This is a genomic window from Luteibacter sp. ME-Dv--P-043b (genome assembly GCF_030209605.1).
Classification (GTDB): Bacteria; Pseudomonadota; Gammaproteobacteria; order Xanthomonadales; family Rhodanobacteraceae; genus Luteibacter.
Genome location: NZ_JARVRT010000008.1, coordinates 190,016 through 212,029, shown reverse-complemented (window position 1 = coordinate 212,029; position 22,014 = coordinate 190,016). Strand labels below are relative to the sequence as shown.

Annotated in this window: 22 protein-coding genes; 9 read left to right on the top strand and 13 right to left on the bottom strand. The window is 66.6% G+C overall.

What is annotated here, in order from left to right; all coding sequences use genetic code 11:
• Positions 1-6: 6 nt before the first annotated feature.
• Both tatA and QRN34_RS05900 read right to left on the bottom strand, forming a co-directional pair.
• Positions 7-252, bottom strand: coding sequence for a twin-arginine translocase TatA/TatE family subunit (gene tatA / locus QRN34_RS05905; protein ID WP_285402869.1), 246 nt, complete (start codon positions 250-252; stop codon positions 7-9).
• Between the two features lie 77 nt (positions 253-329).
• On the bottom strand, positions 330-1,019 hold the full coding sequence (locus tag QRN34_RS05900; protein ID WP_036139369.1) for a lipid-binding SYLF domain-containing protein: 690 nt from the start codon (positions 1,017-1,019) through the stop codon (positions 330-332).
• Between the two features lie 110 nt (positions 1,020-1,129).
• Between QRN34_RS05900 and hemH the strand changes: the two genes are divergently transcribed.
• Genes hemH through QRN34_RS05885 form a run of 3 tightly spaced genes read left to right on the top strand, consistent with a single transcriptional unit; the run spans position 1,130 to position 4,018 of the window.
• Positions 1,130-2,251 carry a ferrochelatase gene (hemH, locus tag QRN34_RS05895; RefSeq protein ID WP_285402866.1) on the top strand — a complete coding sequence of 374 codons (1,122 nt, stop codon included), beginning with the start codon at positions 1,130-1,132 and terminating at the stop codon, positions 2,249-2,251.
• Positions 2,244-3,080, top strand: coding sequence for an alpha/beta hydrolase (locus tag QRN34_RS05890; protein ID WP_285402864.1), 837 nt, complete (start codon positions 2,244-2,246; stop codon positions 3,078-3,080). Before hemH ends, QRN34_RS05890 begins: the two co-directional genes overlap by 8 nt.
• A gap of 17 nt (positions 3,081-3,097) precedes the next feature.
• Positions 3,098-4,018, top strand: coding sequence for a bile acid:sodium symporter family protein (locus QRN34_RS05885; protein WP_036143812.1), 921 nt, complete (start codon positions 3,098-3,100; stop codon positions 4,016-4,018).
• A gap of 13 nt (positions 4,019-4,031) precedes the next feature.
• Here the strand turns inward: QRN34_RS05885 and cyoE are convergent, their stop codons facing one another.
• The 4 genes from cyoE to QRN34_RS05865 are packed head-to-tail and all read right to left on the bottom strand — an operon-like array spanning position 4,032 to position 7,391.
• Positions 4,032-4,949 (bottom strand): heme o synthase, encoded by a 918-nt coding sequence (gene cyoE, locus QRN34_RS05880; RefSeq protein ID WP_036139362.1) that lies wholly within the window; start codon positions 4,947-4,949, stop codon positions 4,032-4,034.
• On the bottom strand, positions 4,946-6,097 hold the full coding sequence (locus tag QRN34_RS05875) for a COX15/CtaA family protein (RefSeq protein ID WP_285402862.1): 1,152 nt from the start codon (positions 6,095-6,097) through the stop codon (positions 4,946-4,948). Before QRN34_RS05875 ends, cyoE begins: the two co-directional genes overlap by 4 nt.
• On the bottom strand, positions 6,097-6,663 hold the full coding sequence (locus QRN34_RS05870) for a hypothetical protein (RefSeq protein WP_285402860.1): 567 nt from the start codon (positions 6,661-6,663) through the stop codon (positions 6,097-6,099). Before QRN34_RS05870 ends, QRN34_RS05875 begins: the two co-directional genes overlap by 1 nt.
• Positions 6,660-7,391, bottom strand: coding sequence for an SURF1 family protein (locus tag QRN34_RS05865; RefSeq protein WP_285402858.1), 732 nt, complete (start codon positions 7,389-7,391; stop codon positions 6,660-6,662). Before QRN34_RS05865 ends, QRN34_RS05870 begins: the two co-directional genes overlap by 4 nt.
• A 59-nt stretch (positions 7,392-7,450) precedes the next feature.
• Between QRN34_RS05865 and QRN34_RS05860 the strand changes: the two genes are divergently transcribed.
• A complete protein-coding gene (locus QRN34_RS05860) occupies positions 7,451-7,669 on the top strand; it encodes a twin transmembrane helix small protein (RefSeq protein ID WP_036139356.1) in 219 nt (72 codons plus the stop codon).
• Between the two features lie 54 nt (positions 7,670-7,723).
• Here the strand turns inward: QRN34_RS05860 and QRN34_RS05855 are convergent, their stop codons facing one another.
• Positions 7,724-8,008 (bottom strand): helix-turn-helix domain-containing protein, encoded by a 285-nt coding sequence (locus QRN34_RS05855; RefSeq protein ID WP_285402854.1) that lies wholly within the window; start codon positions 8,006-8,008, stop codon positions 7,724-7,726.
• Between the two features lie 278 nt (positions 8,009-8,286).
• Here QRN34_RS05855 and ilvA point away from each other — a divergent pair, with 278 nt between their 5' ends.
• Complete coding sequence (gene ilvA, locus QRN34_RS05850; RefSeq protein WP_285402852.1) at positions 8,287-9,867, top strand: threonine ammonia-lyase, biosynthetic; 1,581 nt, start codon at positions 8,287-8,289, stop codon at positions 9,865-9,867.
• A 9-nt stretch (positions 9,868-9,876) separates the two neighbouring features.
• Here ilvA and QRN34_RS05845 read toward each other — a convergent pair whose 3' ends face one another.
• From QRN34_RS05845 to QRN34_RS05820, 6 genes are all read right to left on the bottom strand, one after another.
• Positions 9,877-11,361, bottom strand: coding sequence for a trypsin-like peptidase domain-containing protein (locus tag QRN34_RS05845; RefSeq protein WP_285402850.1), 1,485 nt, complete (start codon positions 11,359-11,361; stop codon positions 9,877-9,879).
• Positions 11,362-11,476: 115 nt separating this feature from the next.
• Positions 11,477-12,370: a cytochrome c oxidase subunit 3 gene (locus QRN34_RS05840; RefSeq protein WP_285402848.1), complete on the bottom strand. Its 894-nt coding sequence runs from the start codon at positions 12,368-12,370 to the stop codon at positions 11,477-11,479.
• A gap of 33 nt (positions 12,371-12,403) precedes the next feature.
• On the bottom strand, positions 12,404-12,529 hold the full coding sequence (locus QRN34_RS05835) for a hypothetical protein (protein WP_255349634.1): 126 nt from the start codon (positions 12,527-12,529) through the stop codon (positions 12,404-12,406).
• 3 nt (positions 12,530-12,532) lie between these two features.
• Entirely contained in the window at positions 12,533-14,146 is a 1,614-nt protein-coding gene (gene ctaD / locus QRN34_RS05830; protein WP_285402846.1) for a cytochrome c oxidase subunit I, read from the bottom strand.
• A 32-nt stretch (positions 14,147-14,178) separates the two neighbouring features.
• Positions 14,179-15,078: a cytochrome c oxidase subunit II gene (coxB, locus tag QRN34_RS05825; RefSeq protein WP_036139341.1), complete on the bottom strand. Its 900-nt coding sequence runs from the start codon at positions 15,076-15,078 to the stop codon at positions 14,179-14,181.
• A 20-nt stretch (positions 15,079-15,098) separates the two neighbouring features.
• Positions 15,099-15,581, bottom strand: a complete 483-nt coding sequence (locus QRN34_RS05820) for a DUF2244 domain-containing protein (protein WP_285402843.1) — start codon at positions 15,579-15,581, stop codon at positions 15,099-15,101.
• 174 nt (positions 15,582-15,755) lie between these two features.
• On the opposite strand from QRN34_RS05820, the gene putA reads away from it, so the two are divergent.
• The 4 genes from putA (at position 15,756) to QRN34_RS05800 (ending at position 22,008) form a co-directional block, all read left to right on the top strand.
• The gene (putA, locus tag QRN34_RS05815; protein ID WP_285402841.1) at positions 15,756-18,908 is read left to right on the top strand and encodes a bifunctional proline dehydrogenase/L-glutamate gamma-semialdehyde dehydrogenase PutA; all 3,153 of its coding nucleotides are present in this window, start codon (positions 15,756-15,758) and stop codon (positions 18,906-18,908) included.
• A gap of 199 nt (positions 18,909-19,107) precedes the next feature.
• A complete protein-coding gene (locus QRN34_RS05810; protein WP_285402839.1) occupies positions 19,108-19,689 on the top strand; it encodes a hypothetical protein in 582 nt (193 codons plus the stop codon).
• A gap of 77 nt (positions 19,690-19,766) precedes the next feature.
• Complete coding sequence (locus QRN34_RS05805; RefSeq protein ID WP_285402837.1) at positions 19,767-21,629, top strand: hypothetical protein; 1,863 nt, start codon at positions 19,767-19,769, stop codon at positions 21,627-21,629.
• Positions 21,553-22,008, top strand: coding sequence for a DUF2599 domain-containing protein (locus QRN34_RS05800; RefSeq protein ID WP_285402835.1), 456 nt, complete (start codon positions 21,553-21,555; stop codon positions 22,006-22,008). The genes QRN34_RS05805 and QRN34_RS05800 overlap by 77 nt, the downstream gene beginning before the upstream one ends.
• Positions 22,009-22,014 lie beyond the last annotated feature (6 nt).

Below are 22,014 nucleotides of genomic sequence, written 5' to 3'. Positions count from 1 at the left end.
CCGGGATCACGGAGTGCGGTCGCGCGGCTCGACGGTTTCGGTGTGGGTCGGCGGCACCGGGGTGACCGGCGGCGGATCGGCGCGCAGTTTGTCTTCGCGCTCGCGGGCCGCCCGTGCTTCTTCGTCGCCGTCCAGGCCCTTCTTGAAGTCGCGCATGGCACCGCCCAGGTCCGAGCCGATGTTGCGCAGCTTACGCGTGCCGAAGATGAGCACGACGACGAGCAGCAGGAGGACGATGTGGGTAATGCTCATGAAAACCTCTCAGGCCCCGCTCTGGGAGCCGGTGGGACGGCCCGCGCGCCACGCGGCGCAACGGGTTGGGACGACGATCAGCGGTTAGTGTACTCCTCCAGCTTATCCCTGAAATCGACTACTTCGCTGGGGACGTTTGTCACGCCGCCTTCGAAAATGCGACGCGGCGTGATGCCGGGGCCGTAGATCTGCTCGTTGGTGTCCTCGTCGATGGCGATGCGGCTGCCATCCAACGCGACACCGGCGAACAGGCCCTTGGCGCGCGAATAGGTGTAGATCTCGGCCTTCATCTGGCCATCGGTGGCCGCCGTCGCAGAGCGACCGACCGGGCCCGCCGCCGCGGAGGCGTTGGCACCCATCGTGAACTTGCCGTTGATGATGCCGTCGATGCCGCGATCGGTGCGGAAAACGAGGATGACATCGGTGGACTGGATACCGGCCTGGAAGCCGACGCCGGCACCACCCACCGAGATGAAGTTGGGATTGGACCAGGTACCGTCGTGCGTCTTGATCGAGATCAGGCCTTCGCCCTTGGAACCGGAGAACACGAAGCCGCCCTTGACCATGCCCGGGATGATGGCGATGGCGCGCGCGTTCCTGAGCAGGTCGGCCGGCAGCGATTTGTCCGGGGCGTCGTCCATCATTTCGGACAGCACCCGCACGGCCTCGCGCGCCTGTTTGCGCGGCGGATCGGCGGCCTGGACGGCCAGCGACGGCAGCAGGGCGAGCAGGCCCAGGGCGAGCAGGCGAAACGGACGAGATGACATCGGGTGGCTCCTTTCGTGACGCGGAATGGCAGCGGGTGCGACAGGGACTACAGGCCTCGACACCCCGGCATATGGCAGACTGCGACGATCCTCGCGAATGCCGGACACCGATGCCTGGTTCACCAAACTATACCGGCCTTGCCGGCTATTCCCACGACACCGTGCCCCAGGCCGGTGTGCTGCTGGTTAATCTCGGTACACCTGAAGCCCCCACCGCGGCGGCCGTACGCCCCTATCTGGCCGAATTCCTCGGCGATCCGCGGGTCATCGAGTACCCGCGACTGCTGTGGAAGGCGATCCTGCACGGCGTGATCCTGCGGGTGCGCCCCAAGCGCTCCGCCCACGCCTATTCGCGTGCGTGGACTCCCGAGGGCTCACCCCTGCGCACGGGCAGCGAGGCACTGGCCGCCGCCCTGCAGGCCGAGCTCGGCCGCCGTCGCAGCGGGCCCATCCGCGTGGCGCTGGCCATGCGCTACGGTCGGCCCAGCGTGGCCGCCACCATCGCGCAGTTGCAGCGCGAGGGCGTCCGCCGGTTGCTCGTGCTGCCGCTGTATCCGCAGTATTCCGCGACCTCCACGGGCAGCGTCTTCGACGCCGTGGCCGATACGATCAAGGGCCTGCGCTGGCCGCCGGAACTGCGGCAGGTCAACGATTACCACGACGAGCCCGCCTACATCGCCGCCCTGGCCGCCAGCGTGCGCGAGCATTGGCAACGCCACGGTCAGGGCGAGCGCCTGCTGATGAGCTTCCACGGCATTCCCGAGCGTTACGTGCGCAATGGCGATCCCTACTTCTGCCAGGCCCATGCCACCGCGCGCCTGCTGCGCGAAGCCCTCGGGCTCACGCCCGAGCAGGCGCCGATGAGCTTCCAGTCGCGCGTGGGACGCGAGCGCTGGCTGCATCCGTACACCGACGAGATGGTGAAGTCGCTGGGCGCCCAGGGCGTGAAGCGGATCGACGCGATCAGCCCGGGCTTCGCCGTGGACTGCCTGGAAACGCTGGAGGAAATCGCCATGCAGAATGCCGATTTCTTCCGCGAGGCGGGTGGCGAGACACTCCACTACATCCCCTGCCTCAACGCGCGCCCCGACCATGTGGGTGCCATCGCGGACCTGGTGCTGCGGCACACGCAGGGCTGGCCGGAGTTCGCCGAGGACTACGACGCGGCGGCCGTGGCCGGGCGCCTGGCCGCCTCGCGCGAACGCGCCCGCAAGGCCCACGCCGATGCGTGAGCTGCGTATCGCCCTTCCCGGAATGGAACTGGGCGGCATGAGCTGGGGCGAGCCGGACGCGGCACCGCTGGTCGCCCTCCATGGCTGGCTCGACAACGCGGCCAGCTTCGCGCGGCTTGGGCCGTTACTCGCGGATCGTTTCCACGTGATCGCCCTGGACCTTCCCGGCCACGGGCATTCGGATCACCTGCCCGAGAGCGCCACCTATACCCATCACGACTACGCACGCGCGGTGCTGCTGGCGGTCGATGCACTGGCCCTGCCCCGCTTCCACCTGCTCGGCCATTCGCTGGGCGCGGGCGTGGCCACCATGGTCGCCATCGCGGCCCCGGAGCGCGTGCGGGCACTGGCGTTGATCGAAGGCCTGGGGCCCCTGGGCGACGACGGCTCGCGCACCCTGGACCGGTTCCGTGAAGCGATGGCGCCGAGACCCGAAGGCAACCGGCCGCTGCGCGTCTTTCCCGCCATCGACGACGCCACACGGGCCCGCGCGCTGGCCAGCGGCCTCGATGCCGAACTGGCCCGCCCGATCGTCGAACGCGGCCTGCGCGAGGTCGATGGCGGCTACAGCTGGCGCAGCGATCCGCGCCTGTCACGCCCTACCGCCATCCGCCTCGCCGAGACGCAGATCATGTCGCTGCTGCTGGGTCTTGCCGCGCCGACCTCGTTGCTGCTCGCGCGTCCGCATCCGCCCTACCTCGAACCCGAGGCCCTGCAGGTGCGCATCGACTGCGTCGACCATATCGAGGTGACCCACATGGACGGCGGCCATCACCTGCACCTGGAACACCCCGACGCCGTGGCGACCTGGATGCACGGGATGCCATGACCGGCGGCCATCGCTCCCTGCTCGCGTGGGTCACCCGTCTCTTCCCGCTCTGGGCGATCGTCGTCTCACTGGTCGCCTACCTGCACCCCGGGGTGTTCCTGCCGGCGGGCGCATGGATCGTCCCGCTGCTCATGCTGGTGATGTTCGGCATGGGCGTGACCTTGAGCCTCGACGATTTCAGGCGCGTGCTGCTACGCCCGCTGCCGGTGCTCGCCGGCACTTTCCTGCATTACCTGGTGATGCCGCTGGCCGCCTGGGCACTGACCCGCGCGTTCGCCATGCCGCCGGACCTCGCCGCGGGCATGATCCTCGTGGGCAGTGTCGCCAGTGGCACCGCCTCCAACGTCATCATCTACCTTGCCAAGGGCGACGTCGCACTGTCGGTCACGCTGTCGTCGGTATCGGCACTGGTGGGCGTGGTCGCCACGCCGCTGCTCACGCGGCTGTATGTGGATACGCGGGTAGCACCGGACACATGGGCGATGCTGGTGAGCATCGTGCAGATCGTGGCGCTACCGATCGGACTGGGGCTGCTTGTCCACCACACGCTGCGCGGCGTCGTGCGGCGGATCGAACCGGGCCTGCCCCTGTTCTCGATGACTTGCGTACTGATCCTGATCGGGGCCGTGGTCGCCGCCAGCCAGCCGTCCATCGCCACGGTGGGCGCGATCACCGTCGTCGCCGTGATCCTGCACAACGCCATGGGGCTGTTGGGCGGTTACTGGGGCGGCCGGTTGTTCGGCTTCGACGAATCGACGTGCCGCACCCTGGCCATCGAAGTGGGCATGCAGAACTCCGGACTGGCCGCGACGCTCGGCAAGCTCTATTTTTCGCCCCTGGCCGCGCTGCCCGGTGCGTTGTTCTCGGTATGGCACAACCTGTCGGGCTCGATGCTGGCGGGATACTGGTCGGGCAAGCCGACGCGTAAGGTCGGGTGAACCGGCCGGCCCGTCAGACGACGGGCTCGAGGCGGAAACCGGGCTGCACGATCGGATCGACCAGCCAGTGGTCGGCCAGCAGAAACGCGAACAACACCATCAGGTACACGATGGAATAGTTGAACATCTTCATGGCGAACAGTTCGTCGGGCGGGTTGAACATGCGCGCGGCGTACCAGAGGAAGCCCAGGCCCAGGATCACCGCGCCGAACAGGTAGATCAGGCCGCTCATGCCGGTGAAGAACGGCAGCATGGTCACGACGAACAGCAGGATCGTGTAGAACAGGATGTGCCAGCGTGTGAACACCACGCCGTGGGTCACCGGCAGCATCGGCACCTGCGCGCGGGAGTAATCGTCGACGCGGAAGATCGCCAGCGCCCAGAAGTGCGGCGGCGTCCACACGAAGATGATCAGCAGCAATTGCAGCGCGAAGGGGTGCAACGAGCCCGTGACCGCCGTCCAGCCCAGCATCGGCGGCGCGGCGCCGGCCAGCCCGCCGATCACGATGTTCTGCGGCGTCGCGCGCTTGAGGTAGGCGGTGTACACCACCGCATAGCCGATCAGCGAGAAGAACGTCAGCACTGCCGTCAGCATGTTCACCAGGAACACCAGCACCAGCATCGATACGATGCCCAGTGTCATGGCGAAGACGAACACCTGCATCGGGGTGAGCTGGCCGGTCGCGAGCGGGCGGTGCGAGGTGCGCGCCATCAGCTTGTCGATGCGCTGGTCGATCAGGTGGTTGAACGCGGCCGCCGATGCGGACGCCAGCCAGATGCCCAGCGTGCCGAACAACGCCGCATGCCACGTCGGCAGCACGCGGCGGCCGTCGGCATCCACGGCCAGGAACATGCCGATGACGGCGCAGAAGACCAGCATCGCGACGACGCGCGGCTTGGTCAGCTCGAAATATTGCGCGGCTTTGCTCACGGGAACTCCGGGGTGACAGGCAGTCGCTGCGTGCTGGCCAGCGCGGCCAGCAGCGTGAACAGCAGCAGTGCGGCCACGCCATTGTGCGCCGTGGCCACCGGCAACGGCAGGCCCAGGTGCACGTTGCCGATGCCCAGCAGCACCTGGGCCACCAGCACCACCGCCACGGCGATGCCGACCTTGCGCAGGCCGCCACGCGCCAACCGGTGCGACAGCCAGCCCAGGTAGAGGAAGGTGACCAGCGCACCGATGCGGTGCGCCATCTGGATTGCACTGCGCGCGGCCATGTCGAGCACGCCACCCTCGTAGTTCACGCCGATGCCGCGCCACAGGACGAACGCCTGCGGGAAGTCGGTCTGCGGCCACCACTGCCCGAGGCATTGCGGGAAGTCCGTGCCGCAGGCCAGCGCCGCGTAGTTGGAACTGGTCCAGCCACCCAGCGCGATCTGGCAGACCAGCACCGCGATACCGACGGCGACCGGCGTGCGCAGCGCGGCGAAGCGATCGTCCGGTGTGCCGACACGCCACCAGCGCAAGGCAGCCCAGGCCAGCAGCGCGAACGTGGCAAGGCCGCCGAGCAGGTGGCCCATCACCACGATCGGCTTGAGCAGCAGGGTGACCGTCCACATGCCCAGCATGGCCTGGAAGATGATGACCGCCAGCGCCGCTACACCGATGCGCCATGCACCGGGACGCCTCAGCGTGGCCGCGGCGACCAGCGGCAACGCGATGGCCAGCGCGGACAGCAACGAGGACACCATGTAGGCCCCGCGCATGTACATGGCCACGCCGGCGGCGGCGAACACCGCCGAGGCCAGCACGGCGACCACCGCCATGCGCCGGCGCCACGCCGACATCACCGCGATGGCCAGCACCATGAAGCCGAGGCTGCCGGCGAGGAAGCGATGCACCTGCTCACGCCATGCCTTGTGCGTCTCGTAGGGCCGGTCCGGGAAGGCCTCGTTGGCGCGGGCGATGTCCTGGGCGTGGCCGGGCCAGGTGGCCTTGCCGTAGCACGTCGGCCAATCCGGGCAGGACAGGCCCGCGTTGGACAGGCGCACGAAGGCACCGAACATCACGATGCAGAACGCGAACAAGGCCGCCAGCAGGGCCAGCATGCGCAGGGCTTTCAGGGCACGGGAAGACATCAGCGGATCACCTTCTGCATGTCCTTGCGCAGGCCGCTCGGGTCGAAGCCCGCGGGATACCAGGACAGGGCGGTGGCATTGGATTCGACCAGCACGGCGGCGACCGTGTCCGGCTCGGTGGGACGGAAACTGTCGAAGGCCTTCGCGGCATCGGTGCCGATCGCCCAGTCAGGCATGACGCCCTCCGCGCCGGGCGCCGTGGGTGGCGTGCCGAGGTAGAGCAGGCGCAGGCGATCGGCGTTGCGGTTCAGCACGATGCGGGCGTTGCGCATCAGGGCCAGCGTCTGCAGGCATTGCGCCGCGCACCCCGGGCCGGGCAACGCGACCAGCGTGAGGCGCGGCTCGCTGTCGCGCCAGGCCCACGGTCGCCCGGCGACATCGACATGGACATCGGCGACGCTGCGCTGCGGAACGATCGGGCGTCCGTTGCCCTTGCCTTCCGGCTGCCAGCCGCTGAGCGTAAGGAGTCCGGCCGCGGCGATCGGCGCCAGGAACACCAGCATGATCAGCACGAGCTTGAACCGGCCGGTGCCGGGCGTGCGGGGGGATACGTTCGGATCGGTCATGAAGACGGGGGCCGGTTCGGGCGTCGCTTGCGATGCAGGAGGACGAAGATCACCACCGCCGCGAGGGCGAAGGTGAACCACTGGAAGGCATAGGCGCGGTGGCGGGCGGGCGGCATGAAGCCCGGGGTCCAGTCGCGTGCGTAGATGCTGGCCGGATCGGCGTCCAGGAGGAGGACACGAGGATACAGCGCGCGCCCCAGGTCGTGGCCGATCTCGGCGAGGTCGACATAGACCATGGTCTTTTCGGCGCCGTGCTGCTCCGGCAGGCGGTCGCCCCCGAGCCTTACCCCGACACCGGGCGACGGCACATAGAGCCCGCGCAGCGTGGTGGGGCCGGCGGGAAGCGGCGGCAGCCGCGGGTTGCCCCCCCCCTCCTTCGGCAGGAAGCCGAGATCGACCAGCAGCCACGGCACGCTGCCCTGGGGAGCGAAGGGCGCGTACACGTGCACGCCCACCCGACCCGCATGGGTCTGGTCGTCCAGCAGGTAATAGTGACCGGGCAGGAAGCTGCCGCTCACCGCATACCGGGGATAACGATCCACCGGCGGCTGTGCGGCGGCGGGACCGAAGGCTTCCACGCCCGCCGAGGCGGATGCGGCGTAGCGCCGCAGCAGTTCGTCCTTCTCATCCGCGCGGTGCAGCTGCCACATGCCCAGGCGCACGAAAGCGAGCACACCCACCAGCGTGAGTGCGACAGCGAACCACGTCGGGCGGCGCAGGAAAGTCATGCAAGACGCCCCGTGGCCACGGCTATACTCGAATTGTCGATAGGGCGCGGAGCCGTCACGTGGAAACCATCTACAAATATGCGCTGGTGATCCTGCTGCTCGTGGTGTTGTTCAACCTCGGGCAGGCCCTGTTCTTCATGATGACCGACAAGGGCCAGAGCAAGCGCACCGTATGGGCGCTCACCCGCCGGATCGGACTCTCGTTGCTGCTCATCGCCATGGTGGCGCTGGGCATCTTCATGGGGTGGCTACACCCCCACGGGGTCGGTCAATTCTAGCGCGCGTGGCCGGGGGGCCAAGGCGCGGTGCGGCAATCGGTGCCGCAAGGACGATCAGGCCAGGGCGGCCAGGACGTTGTGGGGGTCCTTGCCGATGGCGCGCAACAGCGCCCGGGCCGGGCCGGTAGGCGCACGCCGCCCCTGCTCCCAGTTACGCAGCGTACCCACGTCGACATCCAGCAGCAGCGCGAACTTCGCCTGGGACAGACCCGTGGTTTCGCGCAGCTGCCGGATGGCGGCTGGATCGACGTGGAACATGCGCGACGCCTTCCGCTCGCCACGGAGGATGCCGTCCATTTCCTGGACGCTTTCCAGCAGGTCTTCGAAGAAGGTGTTCATGGCAAAGCTCCCTGACGCGATGATCGAATCGTGCGTCAATGACGTACATACGTCAATGACGAATAGCCAAGGCTCCCGAGGGTGTTGGTTGACAGGTCGGCAACTGCGCGCGAGGATCGAACCATGAACCGCGCCGTGGCACTCATTACGCTGATTAGCATCGCCATCCCCTGATGGTGGGTTGAATCACGCGCGCAAGGTGACCGACAACCCGCCCTACCGAGGCGGGTTTTTCATGACCGCCTCCGGAAAAAACGCATCGTCCGGAGACGTACCGCATGTCCCTACCCGCACCACGCCAGGCCAGCCAGGACGAACCGCTTCGCGACGCCTCGGATTACCTCCGCCTGGTCCTCACCGCGCGCGTCTACGACGTGGCTCGGCGAACGGAGCTGCAGCACGCCACGGTGCTGTCCGAGCAACTGGGACACGACATCCTGCTCAAGCGCGAGGACACACAACCGGTGTCGTCGTTCAAGCTGCGTGGCGCCTATAACCGGATCAGCCGGCTCTCTCCCGAGGTGCTGGCCCGCGGCATCATCACCGCGTCCGCGGGCAATCATGCCCAGGGCGTGGCCTGGTCGGCGGCGAAGCTGGGCATTCCTGCTGTCATCGTCGTCCCTGAGACGGCGCCGCAGGTGAAGGTGGCCGCCACGCGCCGCTTTGGCGGCCCCACCGTGCAGGTCATCAAGGCCGGCGACTCTTATAGCGACGCCTACGCCCATGCAGTGCGGCTTCAAAGCGAACGCGGCATGACCTTCATACCCGCCTTCGACGATGCCGACGTCATCGCCGGGCAGGGCACGGTGGCGATGGAAATCCTGAGTGAGCACCAGGGACCCATCGACGCGATCTTCGTGCCGATCGGGGGCGGCAGTCTCGCCGCCGGCATCGCCACCTATGTAAAAGCGCTGCGACCCGACATCCGCGTCGTCGGGGTACAGACGCAGGATTCCTGTGCCATGGCGCGCTCGATCGACGCCGGCCACCGGCTCGAGCTATCCGACGTCGGGCTGTTCTCGGACGGCACGGCCGTGAAACTGGTGGGTGAGGAAACCTTTCGCCTGTGCAAGGCCTACCTGGACGAGGTGATCCTGGTCGACACGGACGAGGTGTGCCGCGCCATCAAGGACATCTACCAGGACACACGGCGTTTCGTGGAACCAGCGGGCGCCCTCGCGGTGGCAGGAGCGCGTCGTTACGCGGCGCGGTGCACCGCTGATGCCGACGCCGCACGACTGACGCTGGTGGCCATCGTCTCCGGCGCCAACCTCAATATCGACCGGATACGATTCATCGCCGAGCGTGCGGCGGTGGGTGAATCGCGCGAGGCGCTGTTCGCGGTGAGCATCCCCGAGGAACGCGGCAGCTTCCTGCATTTCTGCGAACTGGTCGGCAACCGTAACGTCACCGAATTCAACTACCGGATGGACAGCCACGACCGTGCACGGATCTTCGTGGGCGTGGAGATCGATGAGCCCGCCGAAGAAGCGGCGCTGGCCGCGGTGTTCGAAGCGGCGGGATTCGCCGTGGTCGGCCTGGGTAACGATGAACTTTCCACGCAGCATATCCGCCACATGGTGGGCGGCCGATCCGCTGCAGCGCACGACGAGCGTCTGTTTCGCTTCGCCTTCCCCGAACGCCCCGGCGCCTTGATGCGTTTTTTGCGCTCCATGTCGCCCAGCTGGAACATCAGCCTGTTCCACTACCGGAACCAGGGCGCCGACTACAGTTCGACCCTGGTCGGCATTCAAGCGGGCGCCGGGGACGATCGGGAACTGACGTGCTTCCTCGATCGCCTCGGCTACCCGTACCGGGAAGAGACGGACAATCCGGCCTACCGTCTCTTCCTGCGTTAGACCGCCGGATCAGTCGGCCGCGGGTGGCAGCAGGTCCAGGGTACCCACCGGAGACACGTTGCCCGCTTCGTCGGAGCCCTTCGCACAGACACGGAGCGGACCCTTGGACTTGGGCAGGCTGAGGAACAGCGACGTCAGCTCGCGATAGTTGCCTTCGTCGTTGCAGTCCGTGGCATGGAGGCGGCCGACCTTGACGATGGGCGGCGACACGTACGGGCTGTGGATCTTGACGATCCAGGCGGCGTCGCTCTCGTTGTGAACGGCGGGCCGTGGCGTGGCGGTCGGCGCGGTGTCGTCGATCACGCGCAACATCACACTGGCGCGCTCGGGCGACTGCCAGTCGTTGTCGATATCGAGCTGGCCCAGGACACACATGGCGTAGACGCCTTCCGCCGGTCCGACCGGAAGCCGGTCCATCGGCTGCTCGCGCGCGAGTGCCGGGGCACTGTACCCGTCGAGGCTGGCGCAGTCCGTGGTGGCCGCATCGCCGTGTTTATAGCGAATCCAGCGCGTGTCGTCGCTGACGACGATACCCCAGCGGGCGGGCGTGACCTCGCCCTCTTCCACGACCTGGCTGCGCGTGTACTGGCCGATGGTGCGTTGCAGGGCCACGCCGTTGCCAGAGTCCAGCCACTGCGGGTTCCAGTCGCCGCTGGCAAGCAAGGCATTGCGCAGGGGGGCCACAAGGCTCAGATAGCTGGCTCCCGCCCGCGAGAAGGGCTGCCTGCCGGTCAATTCGCATGGACGATCGAAACCGCAACCGTCGAAGCGCGGGTCGACCATCGTGCCGAGTACACCCACGATCTGCGAGGTACCACGGCGCAGCACCGGCGAACCGGACGAGCCGCCCGCGACGCCCGCGCAGTCGGTAGCCGATTCACGAAGGAAGAAGCGCTCACCCTCGAACAGCCGTACCGGCTCGCTGGCCTCGCAGGTGGACAGGCGCAGGAACCGTTCGTCGAGCGGTACGTCGTTGGCGGGAATCTGCGGCAGATCCACCGGGAGCGTGCCGATGATGCCGGGCGCGGACGGAACCAGCGGGGTGATGCCGATGGCGGCCAGTTCGCCGTAGGACACCGACAGGCGAAGTACCGCGATATCCATGCCCTTCGTCGTGGCATACAGGATGCGCTCGACGCCGACAGGCCGGTGCACGGCCTGCGCGTCCTGGAAATACGCGGGGGTGAAGCGGTAACCGGACGGGGCGGCTTCGTCGACCAGCACCTGGTTGGGGACGAGCTCCCGCCCGAGCACGCAGTGACCCGCCGTGAGCAGCAGCGCCGGACGGCTGCCGTAGGGAGACTCGGACCCGGCGACGATGGCGCCGGTGCACGTGCCACCGTCAGGCGCATCGATCAGGCCGACGGCGCGAAAACGCGCGTCGCTGGCCGAGGACAGCAGGGGCGCTTCGGCCGCGGCGACGCCCGAGACGAAGCCGAGCGAAAGCAGGATCATGGACCAGCGCGACAGGCGCGCGGTGACTTTCCGTGTCATGGGTACTCTCCGTGAGTGCTGAGGGCGACCTTCGTCATGAAGGCGCACGGAGAGTTTAGAGCGAGGCTTACGCAGAGGCCGTCAGGGCAGCGCCGACAGACGTGTCAGCGCTTTCTTAGAGCACGTAGACGAACAGAAAGAGCGCCAGCCAGACCACGTCGACGAAATGCCAGTACCAGGCCACGGCCTCGAAGCCGAAGTGGTCGTCCTTGCTGAAGTGACCCTTGGCGCAGCGCAGCCAGATGATCGCCAGCATGATCGTGCCCAACGTCACGTGCATACCGTGGAAGCCGGTGAGCATGAAGAACGTGGCGCCGTAGACACCGCTGCCCAGCGTGAGGTTGAAGTGCTCGTACGCTTCCGCGTACTCGTGCGCCTGGAACCACAGGAACAGGCAGCCCAGCAGCACGGTGGCGCCAAGTCCGATCAGCAGGGGCTTGCGATGGCCGGCCTTCAGCGCATGGTGCGCGATGGTGATGGTGACGCCCGAGGACAGCAGGATCAGCGTGTTGAGCAGCGGCAGGCCCCACGCAGCGATGGTCTGGAACGAGCCGCCGATCTTCTGCGGGCCGCCACCACCGTTGGCGCCCCACGATGCCTCGTAACCCTGCCAGACGAACTGGTGGGTGAGCACGCCGTGGCCTTCGCCGCCCAGCCAGGGCACCGAGAAGATGCGCGCGTAGAACAGGGCGCCGAAGAACGCGCCGAAGAACATCACTTCGGAGAAGATGAACCACATCATGCCCATGCGGAACGAACGATCCACCTGGCTGTTGTAGTTGCCCGCCAGCGACTCGCGGATCACCGAGCGGAACCAGCCGAAGAACATGCCCAGGATCATCACGATGCCGATCCAGAACAGCGGCTTGCCGAACGTGCTGCCCTCACCGGGTTGCGCGTTCAGCCAGTGCGCGGCACCGAACACCGTCACGAACATGGACACCGCGGCCACGATCGGCCAGTAGCTCTTGCTCGGTACGAAGTAGACGTCTTGTTGCTGGTGACCCATGGTGGTTTCCCGTGGATGTCGCGTGTTAGCCGATCAGACCCGGAGCATCTGTACGATCGAAAGGAGGAAGACCGCGATCGCGAAACCGCCCGCGATCAGGGCCGTGCGGCGTGCGCGCCGGCGGCGCGCCTCCATGGCGATGTCCGTGACGCCCTGCATCGATCAGTGTTCCGTGTTGCCGTGGGCCAGTTCATCGTCGTGGATGACCGGCGGCACGTCGAAGGTATGGAACGGCGCCGGCGACGGCACGGTCCACTCCAGGCCCCGGGCCCCTTCCCACGACCGGTCGGCCGCGCGCTTCTTCGAGAAGAACACGCAGTGCACCACGACGCCCAGGAAGATCAGCTGCGAGGCGCCGAACCAGAAGCCGCCGATCGAGCTGATCATGTTGAAGTTGGCGAAGGCCACGTTGTAATCGGGAATGCGGCGCGGCATGCCGGCCAGGCCGAGGAAATGCTGCGGGAAGAACAGCACGTTGACCGAGATGACGCTGGACCAGAAGTGGATCTTGCCCCAGGTCTCGCTGTACATGTTGCCCGACCACTTGGGCATCCAGTAGTACGCGGCGGCCATGATCGAGAACGCGGCGCCGGTCACCAGCACGTAGTGGAAGTGGGCCACGACGAAATAGGTGTCGTGGTACTGGAAGTCCGCCGGCGCCAGGGCCAGCATCAGGCCGGAGAACCCGCCGATGGTGAACAGGATGACGAACGCGATGGCGAACAGCATCGGCGTCTCGAAGGTCATCGAGCCGCCCCACATCGTCGACACCCAGTTGAAGACCTTGACCCCCGTGGGCACCGCGATGAGCATCGTGGCGTACATGAAGAAGATCTCCGCGCCCATCGGCAGGCCCACGGCGAACATGTGGTGCGCCCAGACGATGAACGAGAGGAAGGCGATGGAGGCGATGGCGAACACCATGGCGCGATAGCCGAAGATCGGCTTGCGGGCGAAGGTCGGGATGATCTCGGAGATGATCCCGAACGCCGGCAGGATCATGATGTAGACCTCGGGATGCCCGAAGAACCAGAAGATGTGCTGGAACAGCACCGGGTCGCCGCCGCCCGCGGCATTGAAGAAGTTGGTATGGAAGTACTTGTCGGTCAGCAGCATGGTGACTGCGCCGGCCAGCACCGGCATCACCGCGATCAGCAGGAACGCCGTGATCAGCCAGCTCCACACGAACACCGGCATCTTCAGCAGGTCCATGCCGGGCGCGCGCATGTTGAGGATGGTGGCGATGATGTTGATCGCACCCATGATCGAGCTGATGCCCATCAGGTGGACGGCGAAGATGGTGTACGCGATGGACTCGCCCTGCAGCGACAGCGGCGGGTACATGGTCCAGCCGCCGGCAGGGCCGCCGCCCGGCATGAACAGGGTGGACAGCAGCAGGATGAACGCGAACGGCATGATCCAGAACGAGAGGTTGTTCATGCGCGGCAGGGCCATGTCCGGCGCGCCCACCATCAGCGGGATCATCCAGTTGGCCAGGCCGACGAACGACGGCATGATCGCGCCGAAGATCATCACCAGCGCGTGCATGGTCGTCATTTCATTGAAGAAATACGGCTGCACCAGCTGCATGCCCGGCTTGAACAGCTCCGCGCGGATGACCATCGCGAAGGCGCCGCCGATGAAGAACATCGTCAGCGAGAAGATCAGGTACAGCGTACCGATGTCCTTGTGGTTGGTGGACATCACCCATCGCTGGAAGAACCCCTTCGGGGCCCCGTGGTGATCGTGGTGGTCGTGGGTGGCTGCGTGGGCCATAACCTTGAACCTCTACCGAATGCTTGAGCGGGTTAACCCTGGGGGACCGGGGCGGGGGCGTTCTGGGCGGTCGCGGCGGCCTTGCGGACCCGTGCCTCGTCTTCCTGTGTCGCCAGCCACTGTTCGAATTCCGCCTTGGGCACGGCCTTGACCACGATCGGCATGAAGCCGTGGTCCTGGCCGCACAGTTCGGCGCACTGGCCGCGGTACACACCCGGCTCCTTGATGTTGGTCCAGGCGGCGTTGGCGATGCCCGGAATGGCGTCCATCTTCCAGCCCAGCGCCGGCACCCACCAGGAGTGGATGACGTCGCCGCCGACGATGATGAAGCGGATCTTGGTGTGCACGGGGACCACCAGCGGCTTGTCCACGTCGAGCAGGTAGGTCTGGTAGCCGTCGACCTGGATCTTGCCCGGGTCGAGGTTGGAACGAAGCTGGCGGGTACGGTCCGAGGTTTCTTCCAGCTTGGACATGAAGCCGACCTTGTCGACTCCCTTGCCCTTGTAGTCGACGTAGTCGTAGCGCCACTTCCACTGGTAACCGGTGACCTTGATGGTCATCTCGGCGCCGGTGGTGTCGGCGAACGAGGTCAGGCCCCCCGTGGCGAGGTTAGCCAGGAAGACCAGGATGATGACGGGGATGACCGTCCAGACGATCTCCAGCCGCGTGCTGTGCGACCACTTCTCGGCCACGGCACCGCGCGACTTGCGGAAGCGGAACATCGCCACGAACATCGCGCCGAAGACGATGATGCCGATGACCACGCAGACCCACAGGGCCACCATGTGCATGGCATAGGGCGACCACTCGCTGACCCCCTTGGTCATGTTGAGCTGGTTCGGTTCCGGGTTGGCCCATGCCGCCCCGCCGAACAGGGCGAGGGCACTCGCCACGCACGCCGCCTTCCATCGTCCGATGCCGCCAGATGTCATTTCTTGCACCTTTAGTGAACCTACCTGCGCGTCTGGCCTGAGACTTCGGACAGCAGCACCATGAGTTTCCTGGACACCTCGACCCTTTCCTCTTCCCCCAGGAAGGCGCCGATTTCGAGCTCGTTACCGTGTGACGTGAGCAACAGGCGCTGCCGCCCGCCTGCCGATGCCAACCCTACCCGTACCCAGTGCGTCTGGAAACGGACGATCCGATGCCCCGGCACGGCACGGACTTCGAGCGTGTCGGGCCCTACCACGATGCGCTCACCCTTGCCGCCGGCCCGCCAGGCCGCGCCAAGCGCGAACCCGACGACGAACGACTCCGCCAGGGCGAACACGGGAGCGAACACATTCCCCTGCCACGCGCCGAGCGACGCCGTTGCCAGCGCCAAGGCCGCCAGGCCCACCACGACCCGCCGAAGACCGCGCCGGTCCAGCGACCGGTTGGGCCGGAGCCACAACACGCGCGGCCCGCCCACGGCATTCGGTCGAAGCACGATCATGGAAGTCGTCGCGTGCCTTGAACGTTGGGATGATAGGGCGGTAGCCAGTAAGCGGCAAGGTTGGGAAGCGGCGCGATGTCGCAGGGGTGCCATGCCGGCGGGCCCCGCAGCGCAACACACATGGCGCATCGGCCTCCCTTACAATAGGCGTTCCCCCTCGCCCCGATCCCCTCCGTGAACCCACAGATCCTCCGTCCCGAACTCCCCACCGGCGCCGAGCCGGCGCGCGCGCGTATCACGTCCGCCTGGTTGCGCGACGAAACCGAGGCCGTGAACGACCTGCTGGCCCAGGCTACCCTGCCGCCGACCGAGCGCGAGCACGTCATCGACGTGGCCGCCGGCCTGGTGACCCGGGTACGCGCCCGCGCCAAGGACCAGAGCGCCGTCGAATCCTTCATGCGCCAGTACGACCTGTCCTCCGAAGAGGGCGTGCTGCTGATGTGCGTGGCCGAGGCGCTGCTGCGCATCCCCGACAAGGCCACGGCCGACAAGCTCATTCGCGACAAGCTGGGCGACGCGAACTGGAAGAAACACCTGGGCCAGAGCGAATCCGTGTTCGTCAACGCCTCCACCTGGGGCCTGATGCTCACCGGCCACCTGGTCAATCTGGCGGAGGAAACGCGCCACGACTTCACCTCCGCGCTGCGCCGCCTGGTCGGCCGCGCCGGTGAGCCGGTGGTGCGCCTGGCCGTGCGCCAGGCCATGCGGATCATGGGGCACCAGTTCGTGATGGGGCGGACCATCAAGGAAGCCCTGGACCGTTCCGCCGAAAAGGAGCATGCGGTCTACCGTTACTCGTACGACATGCTCGGCGAGTCGGCGCTGACCCAGGCCACGGCGGAGCGCTATCAGCAGGATTACCGTGACGCGATCAACGCGCTCGGTGGCCGCGGCCCGTTCCCGAACAACCTCGAGGCCCCGTCGATCTCGGTCAAGCTGTCGGCGCTGCACCCGCGCTACGAAGTGGCCAACCGGGCACGCGCACGGGTCGAACTGGGCGCCAAACTGCTCGAACTGTCCCAACTGGCGTTCAAGAACGGCATCGCCCTGTCCGTGGACGCGGAAGAAACCGACCGCCTGGAACTGTCGCTGGACATCATCGGCGACGTCTTCGCGCATCCGTCGCTGGAGGGCTGGAACGGCCTGGGCATCGTCATCCAGGCGTACCAGAAGCGTGCCCCGTTTGTGATCGACTGGGTGACCGAGAAGGCCCGTGCCACCGGCCGTCGCTGGTTCGTGCGGCTGGTGAAGGGTGCCTACTGGGACGCCGAGATCAAGCGTTCGCAGGAAAACGGCCTGTCCGGCTACCCGGTGTACACGCGCAAGCCGAACACCGATGTCTCCTACCTGGCCTGCGCGCATCGCCTGTTCGCCGCCGGCGGCGACGCGGTGTACCCGCAGTTCGCCACGCACAACGCGCACACCATCGCCGCCATCCACCACATCGCCAAGGGCCGCCCGTACGAGAACCAGCGCCTGCACGGCATGGGTGCGGACCTGTACGCGGAGGTGATCGGCAAGGACAAGCTCAACGTGCCCTGCCGCGTGTATGCGCCGGTGGGCAGCCATGAGGACCTCCTGCCCTACCTGGTTCGCCGCCTGCTCGAGAACGGCGCCAACACCAGCTTCGTCAACCGCGTGGTGGACGAGAGCGTACCGGTGCGCGACCTGGTCGCCGACCCGTGCGAGACGGTGCGCGCCTTCAGCTCCATTCCCCACCCCCGCATTCCCCTGCCGGTCAACCTGTACGGCGAACTCCGGAAAAATTCCATGGGCATGAACTTCGCCAACGACAACGAGCTGAACGAGCTCGCCGACGCCGTCAACCGCCACAGCGGCCCCTGGGCCGCGGCCCCGCTGGTCGCCGGTGGCGCCGCCGCCGGCACGAAGACCGAGGTCACCGACCCGTCCGACCGTCGTCGCATCATCGGTACGGTGGAAAACACCGACCCGGCGCTGGTCGACAAGGCGCTGGCCGCGGGCGTGAAGGCGCAGCCGGGCTGGGATCGCCTGCCGGCCGCCAGCCGCGCCGCCATTCTCGAGCATGCCGCCGAGCAACTGGAGCACAACCGCGCCGAGTTCATCGCGCTGTGCGTGCGCGAAGCGGGCAAGAGCCTGCCGGATGCGATTGCCGAGATCCGCGAGGCCGCCGACTTCCTGCGCTACTACGCGACCATGGCCCGCCGCCTGTTCGGCCAGCCCGAGCAGTTGCCGGGCCCCACCGGCGAAAGCAACCAGTTGTTCCTCAATGGCCGCGGCGTGTTCGTCTGCATCAGCCCATGGAACTTCCCGCTGGCGATCTTCCTGGGCCAGGTGGCCGCCGCGCTCGCCGCCGGCAATGCCGTCATCGCCAAGCCGGCCGAGCAGACCTCGCTAATCGGCCATGCCGCGGTCAAGCTGCTGCACGCCGCCGGCGTGCCGACCGACATCCTGCAGTACCTGCCGGGCGATGGCGCAACGGTCGGTGCCGCGCTCACCCGCGACCCCCGCGTGGCCGGCGTGGCCTTCACCGGCTCCACCGACACCGCCTGGGCGATCAACCGCGCCCTCGCCGCGCGCAATGCGCCCATCGCGGCCCTGGTCGCGGAAACCGGCGGCCAGAACGCGATGATCGCCGACTCGTCCGCCCTGCCCGAGCAGATCGTCAAGGACGTGATCGCCTCGGCCTTCCAGTCCGCCGGCCAGCGTTGCTCGGCGGCGCGCGTGCTGTTCGTGCAGGAAGACATCGCCGACAAGGTCATCGCGATGCTGGCCGGCGCCATGGCCGAGCTGACCGTGGGCGACCCGGGCCTGCTCTCGACCGACGTCGGCCCGGTGATCGACGAGGATGCCCGCCAGATCCTGGTCGACCACGCCGCACGCATGGACCGCGAAGCGAAGAAGATCGGCGAGGTGGCCCTGCCGGCATCCACCGGGCACGGCACCTACTTCGCGCCGCGTGCCTACGAGATCCCGTCGCTGGACGTGCTGACCCGCGAGATCTTCGGGCCCGTGCTGCACGTGATCCGCTGGCACGGCGCCGACCTCGCCAAGGTGGTGGACCAGATCAACGCGACGGGTTTCGGCCTCACGCTCGGCATCCACAGCCGCATCGACGACACCATCGATTACATCGCCAGCCATGCGCGCGTGGGCAACTGCTACGTCAACCGCAACCAGATCGGCGCGGTGGTCGGCGTGCAGCCGTTCGGCGGCGAAGGCCTGTCCGGCACTGGTCCCAAGGCCGGCGGCCCGCACTACCTGCTGCGCTTCGCCGGTGAGCGTACGCTCACGGTGAACACCACGGCGGCGGGCGGCAATGCGTCGCTGCTGACTATCGGGGAGTAACCGCCCGGTCGCCTTTATCGTTACGCGATTTCGGCACGTACCACACCTAGGCCATGTCCGGAGACGGACGTGGCCTTTTTTCGTTATGCGCGCCGAGTGCACGCAGTCGTTAGCATCGGGCTATGCTGGGTGCGGGGGTTACCCCTTCAAATAGCGTCGGCCGGAACCCGACGCCCACCCACACCGGGAGGGCCGCAACATGACGTTGCAGTCAGTGGTTCCGATCATGCCTGCCCTGCAGGTATCCAAAGCCGTCGCCACGTCCGCAAGGAGCGGGCAGGGCCCCTCGATATCCCCGCGCGATCTGGTCGGACCCCGACTTGGCATCCTGGCCGACGAGCCCGTCACGGACGCGCTGGCCGGCGCACAGGAGGGTGTGATCCCGCCGCAGGGACGTCGTGATCTCATGCACCTGGTGATCCTTACCGGCGACGCTGGCGCCATGCTGGAAGCCGATAGCGATCGCATGGTGCTGACCGGCATCCGCGGCGCGCGCAACGATTGCCGGTTGCTGCTTCGCCAGGCGTACGGCACGGTGCGCTGCGAGGTGCAATCCACCGGCGCGGAGGTGCACCTGGGCTTCCTCAGCTGGCGTCACGGTGCCTTCGAGGAGGTGCAGACGATCCATATCCAGCGGCGCCCCGTGCGCGGCTACCAGGGTGGGAACGGCGGCCGGCTGATCACGATCGTGGAGTACCGGGCCGAGCCCCTGCGCGAGGTCCACGGGCTGGTCTGGCGTGGCGGATTGCTGCGCATCGAGAGCCTATGCCTCACACCCTAGGTTTCCGCGCAAAACAGGACACGGCGACGTAGCACAAGCCGCCGTCTGACACCCTCCCACGATCCGAAGGAACGGACATGCAAATCACGACGGGCATCCCATCATTTGCCGTGCCAAGCCGTTTGCGCCACCTACTGCTGTGCCTCATGACCGCCCTGGTCGCAGCGTGTCAGCCCGTGCCACGCCCCTCGCCGGTGCCGACGTCCTTCGTGTACGCATCTCGCGAGTGGGGCGAGGATGTCGCCGCCGACATGACAAGCCGGTATCGCGACACACGAAGGTCGTGCAGTGGCCAACTCGCATTGCGTTGCTCCGGCATCCTGTTCAGGGCCACCAGCAATCCCGCGAACACCCACGCGTGGGACCCCAGCCCCGAGTCACTGAAGAATGGTGGCGTGTCATTTTCGTTCCTACGCCGGGATGCGACATTTCGGGCGCTGGCGTCTCAATACGATCATGGCCTGATCTTCTTCGCGTATGACGACGCGCCTGAAAGCCGGACGTCTCCCCAGCCGTTATGCGTATTTCCCATCGATGCGGGTACCACGGGCCGCCTGCCGCCAGGCGGTTGCGGGCAACAGACCGCGTTCGTGGTTCCCGCCCCGGCGAAGAGCGCCCCATGCCAGAGACAGGGCATTACCACCGGTATCGCATGGGTGGCCCATTTCAATGCGCTCGGCGGCTCTGGTGATGTGAAGCGCGAGGGCACATGTGGTTTCAGCCTGGACGGCTCGGACGCGTCGTCTGCCTTCATGGCGTCGATCGACGCCATGCCCTCCATTGCCTCATGGCTCGATACGTTGACCAACGAAGTGCGCATCAAGGTATGGAACAGCGGGATGGGCAAGCAATTGCCCATCGAAGCCTTTTTCTATACGCGTAGTAGCGGGCTTGCGCTGGCCCGAAGGGACCAGAAGGATTATTCGGATGTCACGACCATCAAGCGACCGATCATCCGGCTCACGCTGCCGACGCGCAACGCGGAGGCGCGCTTCGAGTTCGTGACCTCCGATCAGGCGATCATCGGCGACGGGCCGCCCATTTTCGACGCCCGCCCGCCCGTGCTGGAAGCGACGGGCAACGACGGCCGACTGCTGAGATTGAGCGACTTCTATTCCCGGGAGTACGTCACGGTCAATGTTCCCCGGTACTCGAACATGGCTTATGGCGACCGGGTACAGGTCCGCTGGCAGGGTTTTGCAACGTATGTAACCCCGCAGAAGACAGTCGCCACGCCTGGCGATCTTCATTTCAGCATTCCGCGCATGGAAGTGGTGGACTCGATTGGCGGAAAGGTCGGCATCACGTTTACCGTGATCAAGGGAACGACTCAAACGACGTCGGCGAACTTTGGACTGACCGTCGCGAACCAGACGCTGGCGCTTCCTTCTCCAACCTTCAGTGCGGCAGCGCGACGCGTCACGGTCGCCTATCCCGCGATGGCAGCTGGCCATCTCGTCGAGGTTCGCATCACGGGTGCCACGAACCGATATACCGGAGAAAAAATGGCCACCGGCTCGACCGCATTGACCTTCGACCTTCCCGCGGAGTGGGTAGCCGAAAATCGCGGGCTACCCTGGTCGATCAACTACACGGTCAGACCCGGTTCCGCCGAAAGCCGGCAATTTTCCCGCTATTTGCGCCTGCCGGCTTCGCCGGGCTATCGGATCGAACCGGACCGGCCATATGTCCGGCTGACGCGAACTGACGACCAGCATCGAATACCGGGCGGCACCGCTGATGGAGGTTCATGGACTCGTCTGGCGGGGTGGGCTGCTGCGTATTGCGAGTGTCAGCCTGGGTTCGTGACGACTACCGGGTGGCTCGGAAGCCACCAGACAGATATCGACAAGGAGTACGACAATGACGGCGATAAAGCAGCTGGTCGTGTTTGCCCTGACGTTTGCGAGCGCGAGCGCATGGGCCCAACAGCCGGCTAAACCTCGACGCGACACGCATCTCCAACCCGCACCCGCGCGATGTTCGACGTATATCGAGAAAGGCAACTGGGTAGTGGCATATAACGAATGGAGTCTGCAACTCGTGCCTACGAAGTGTGGCCGGGCAATCGAGGCGGATGAGACCCCCAACATGTTCTACGAGATCGTGAAGAAATTCGGCGATCCCGAAACGTTCGGCGGGCCGCCCGATCCGGCGAAGGATCGGTGGAAGAACGTCAAAGGAATGATCGATCAGTTGACCTGCCACCTCACGATCGCGCGGAACAAGCCTACCTGGAACCTTGAGCCCCACCGGCCATGGGTCGGATATGACGCGACCGTCGCGGCGGAATGCAATCCCTACATCAAGTCACGCTGACCACGT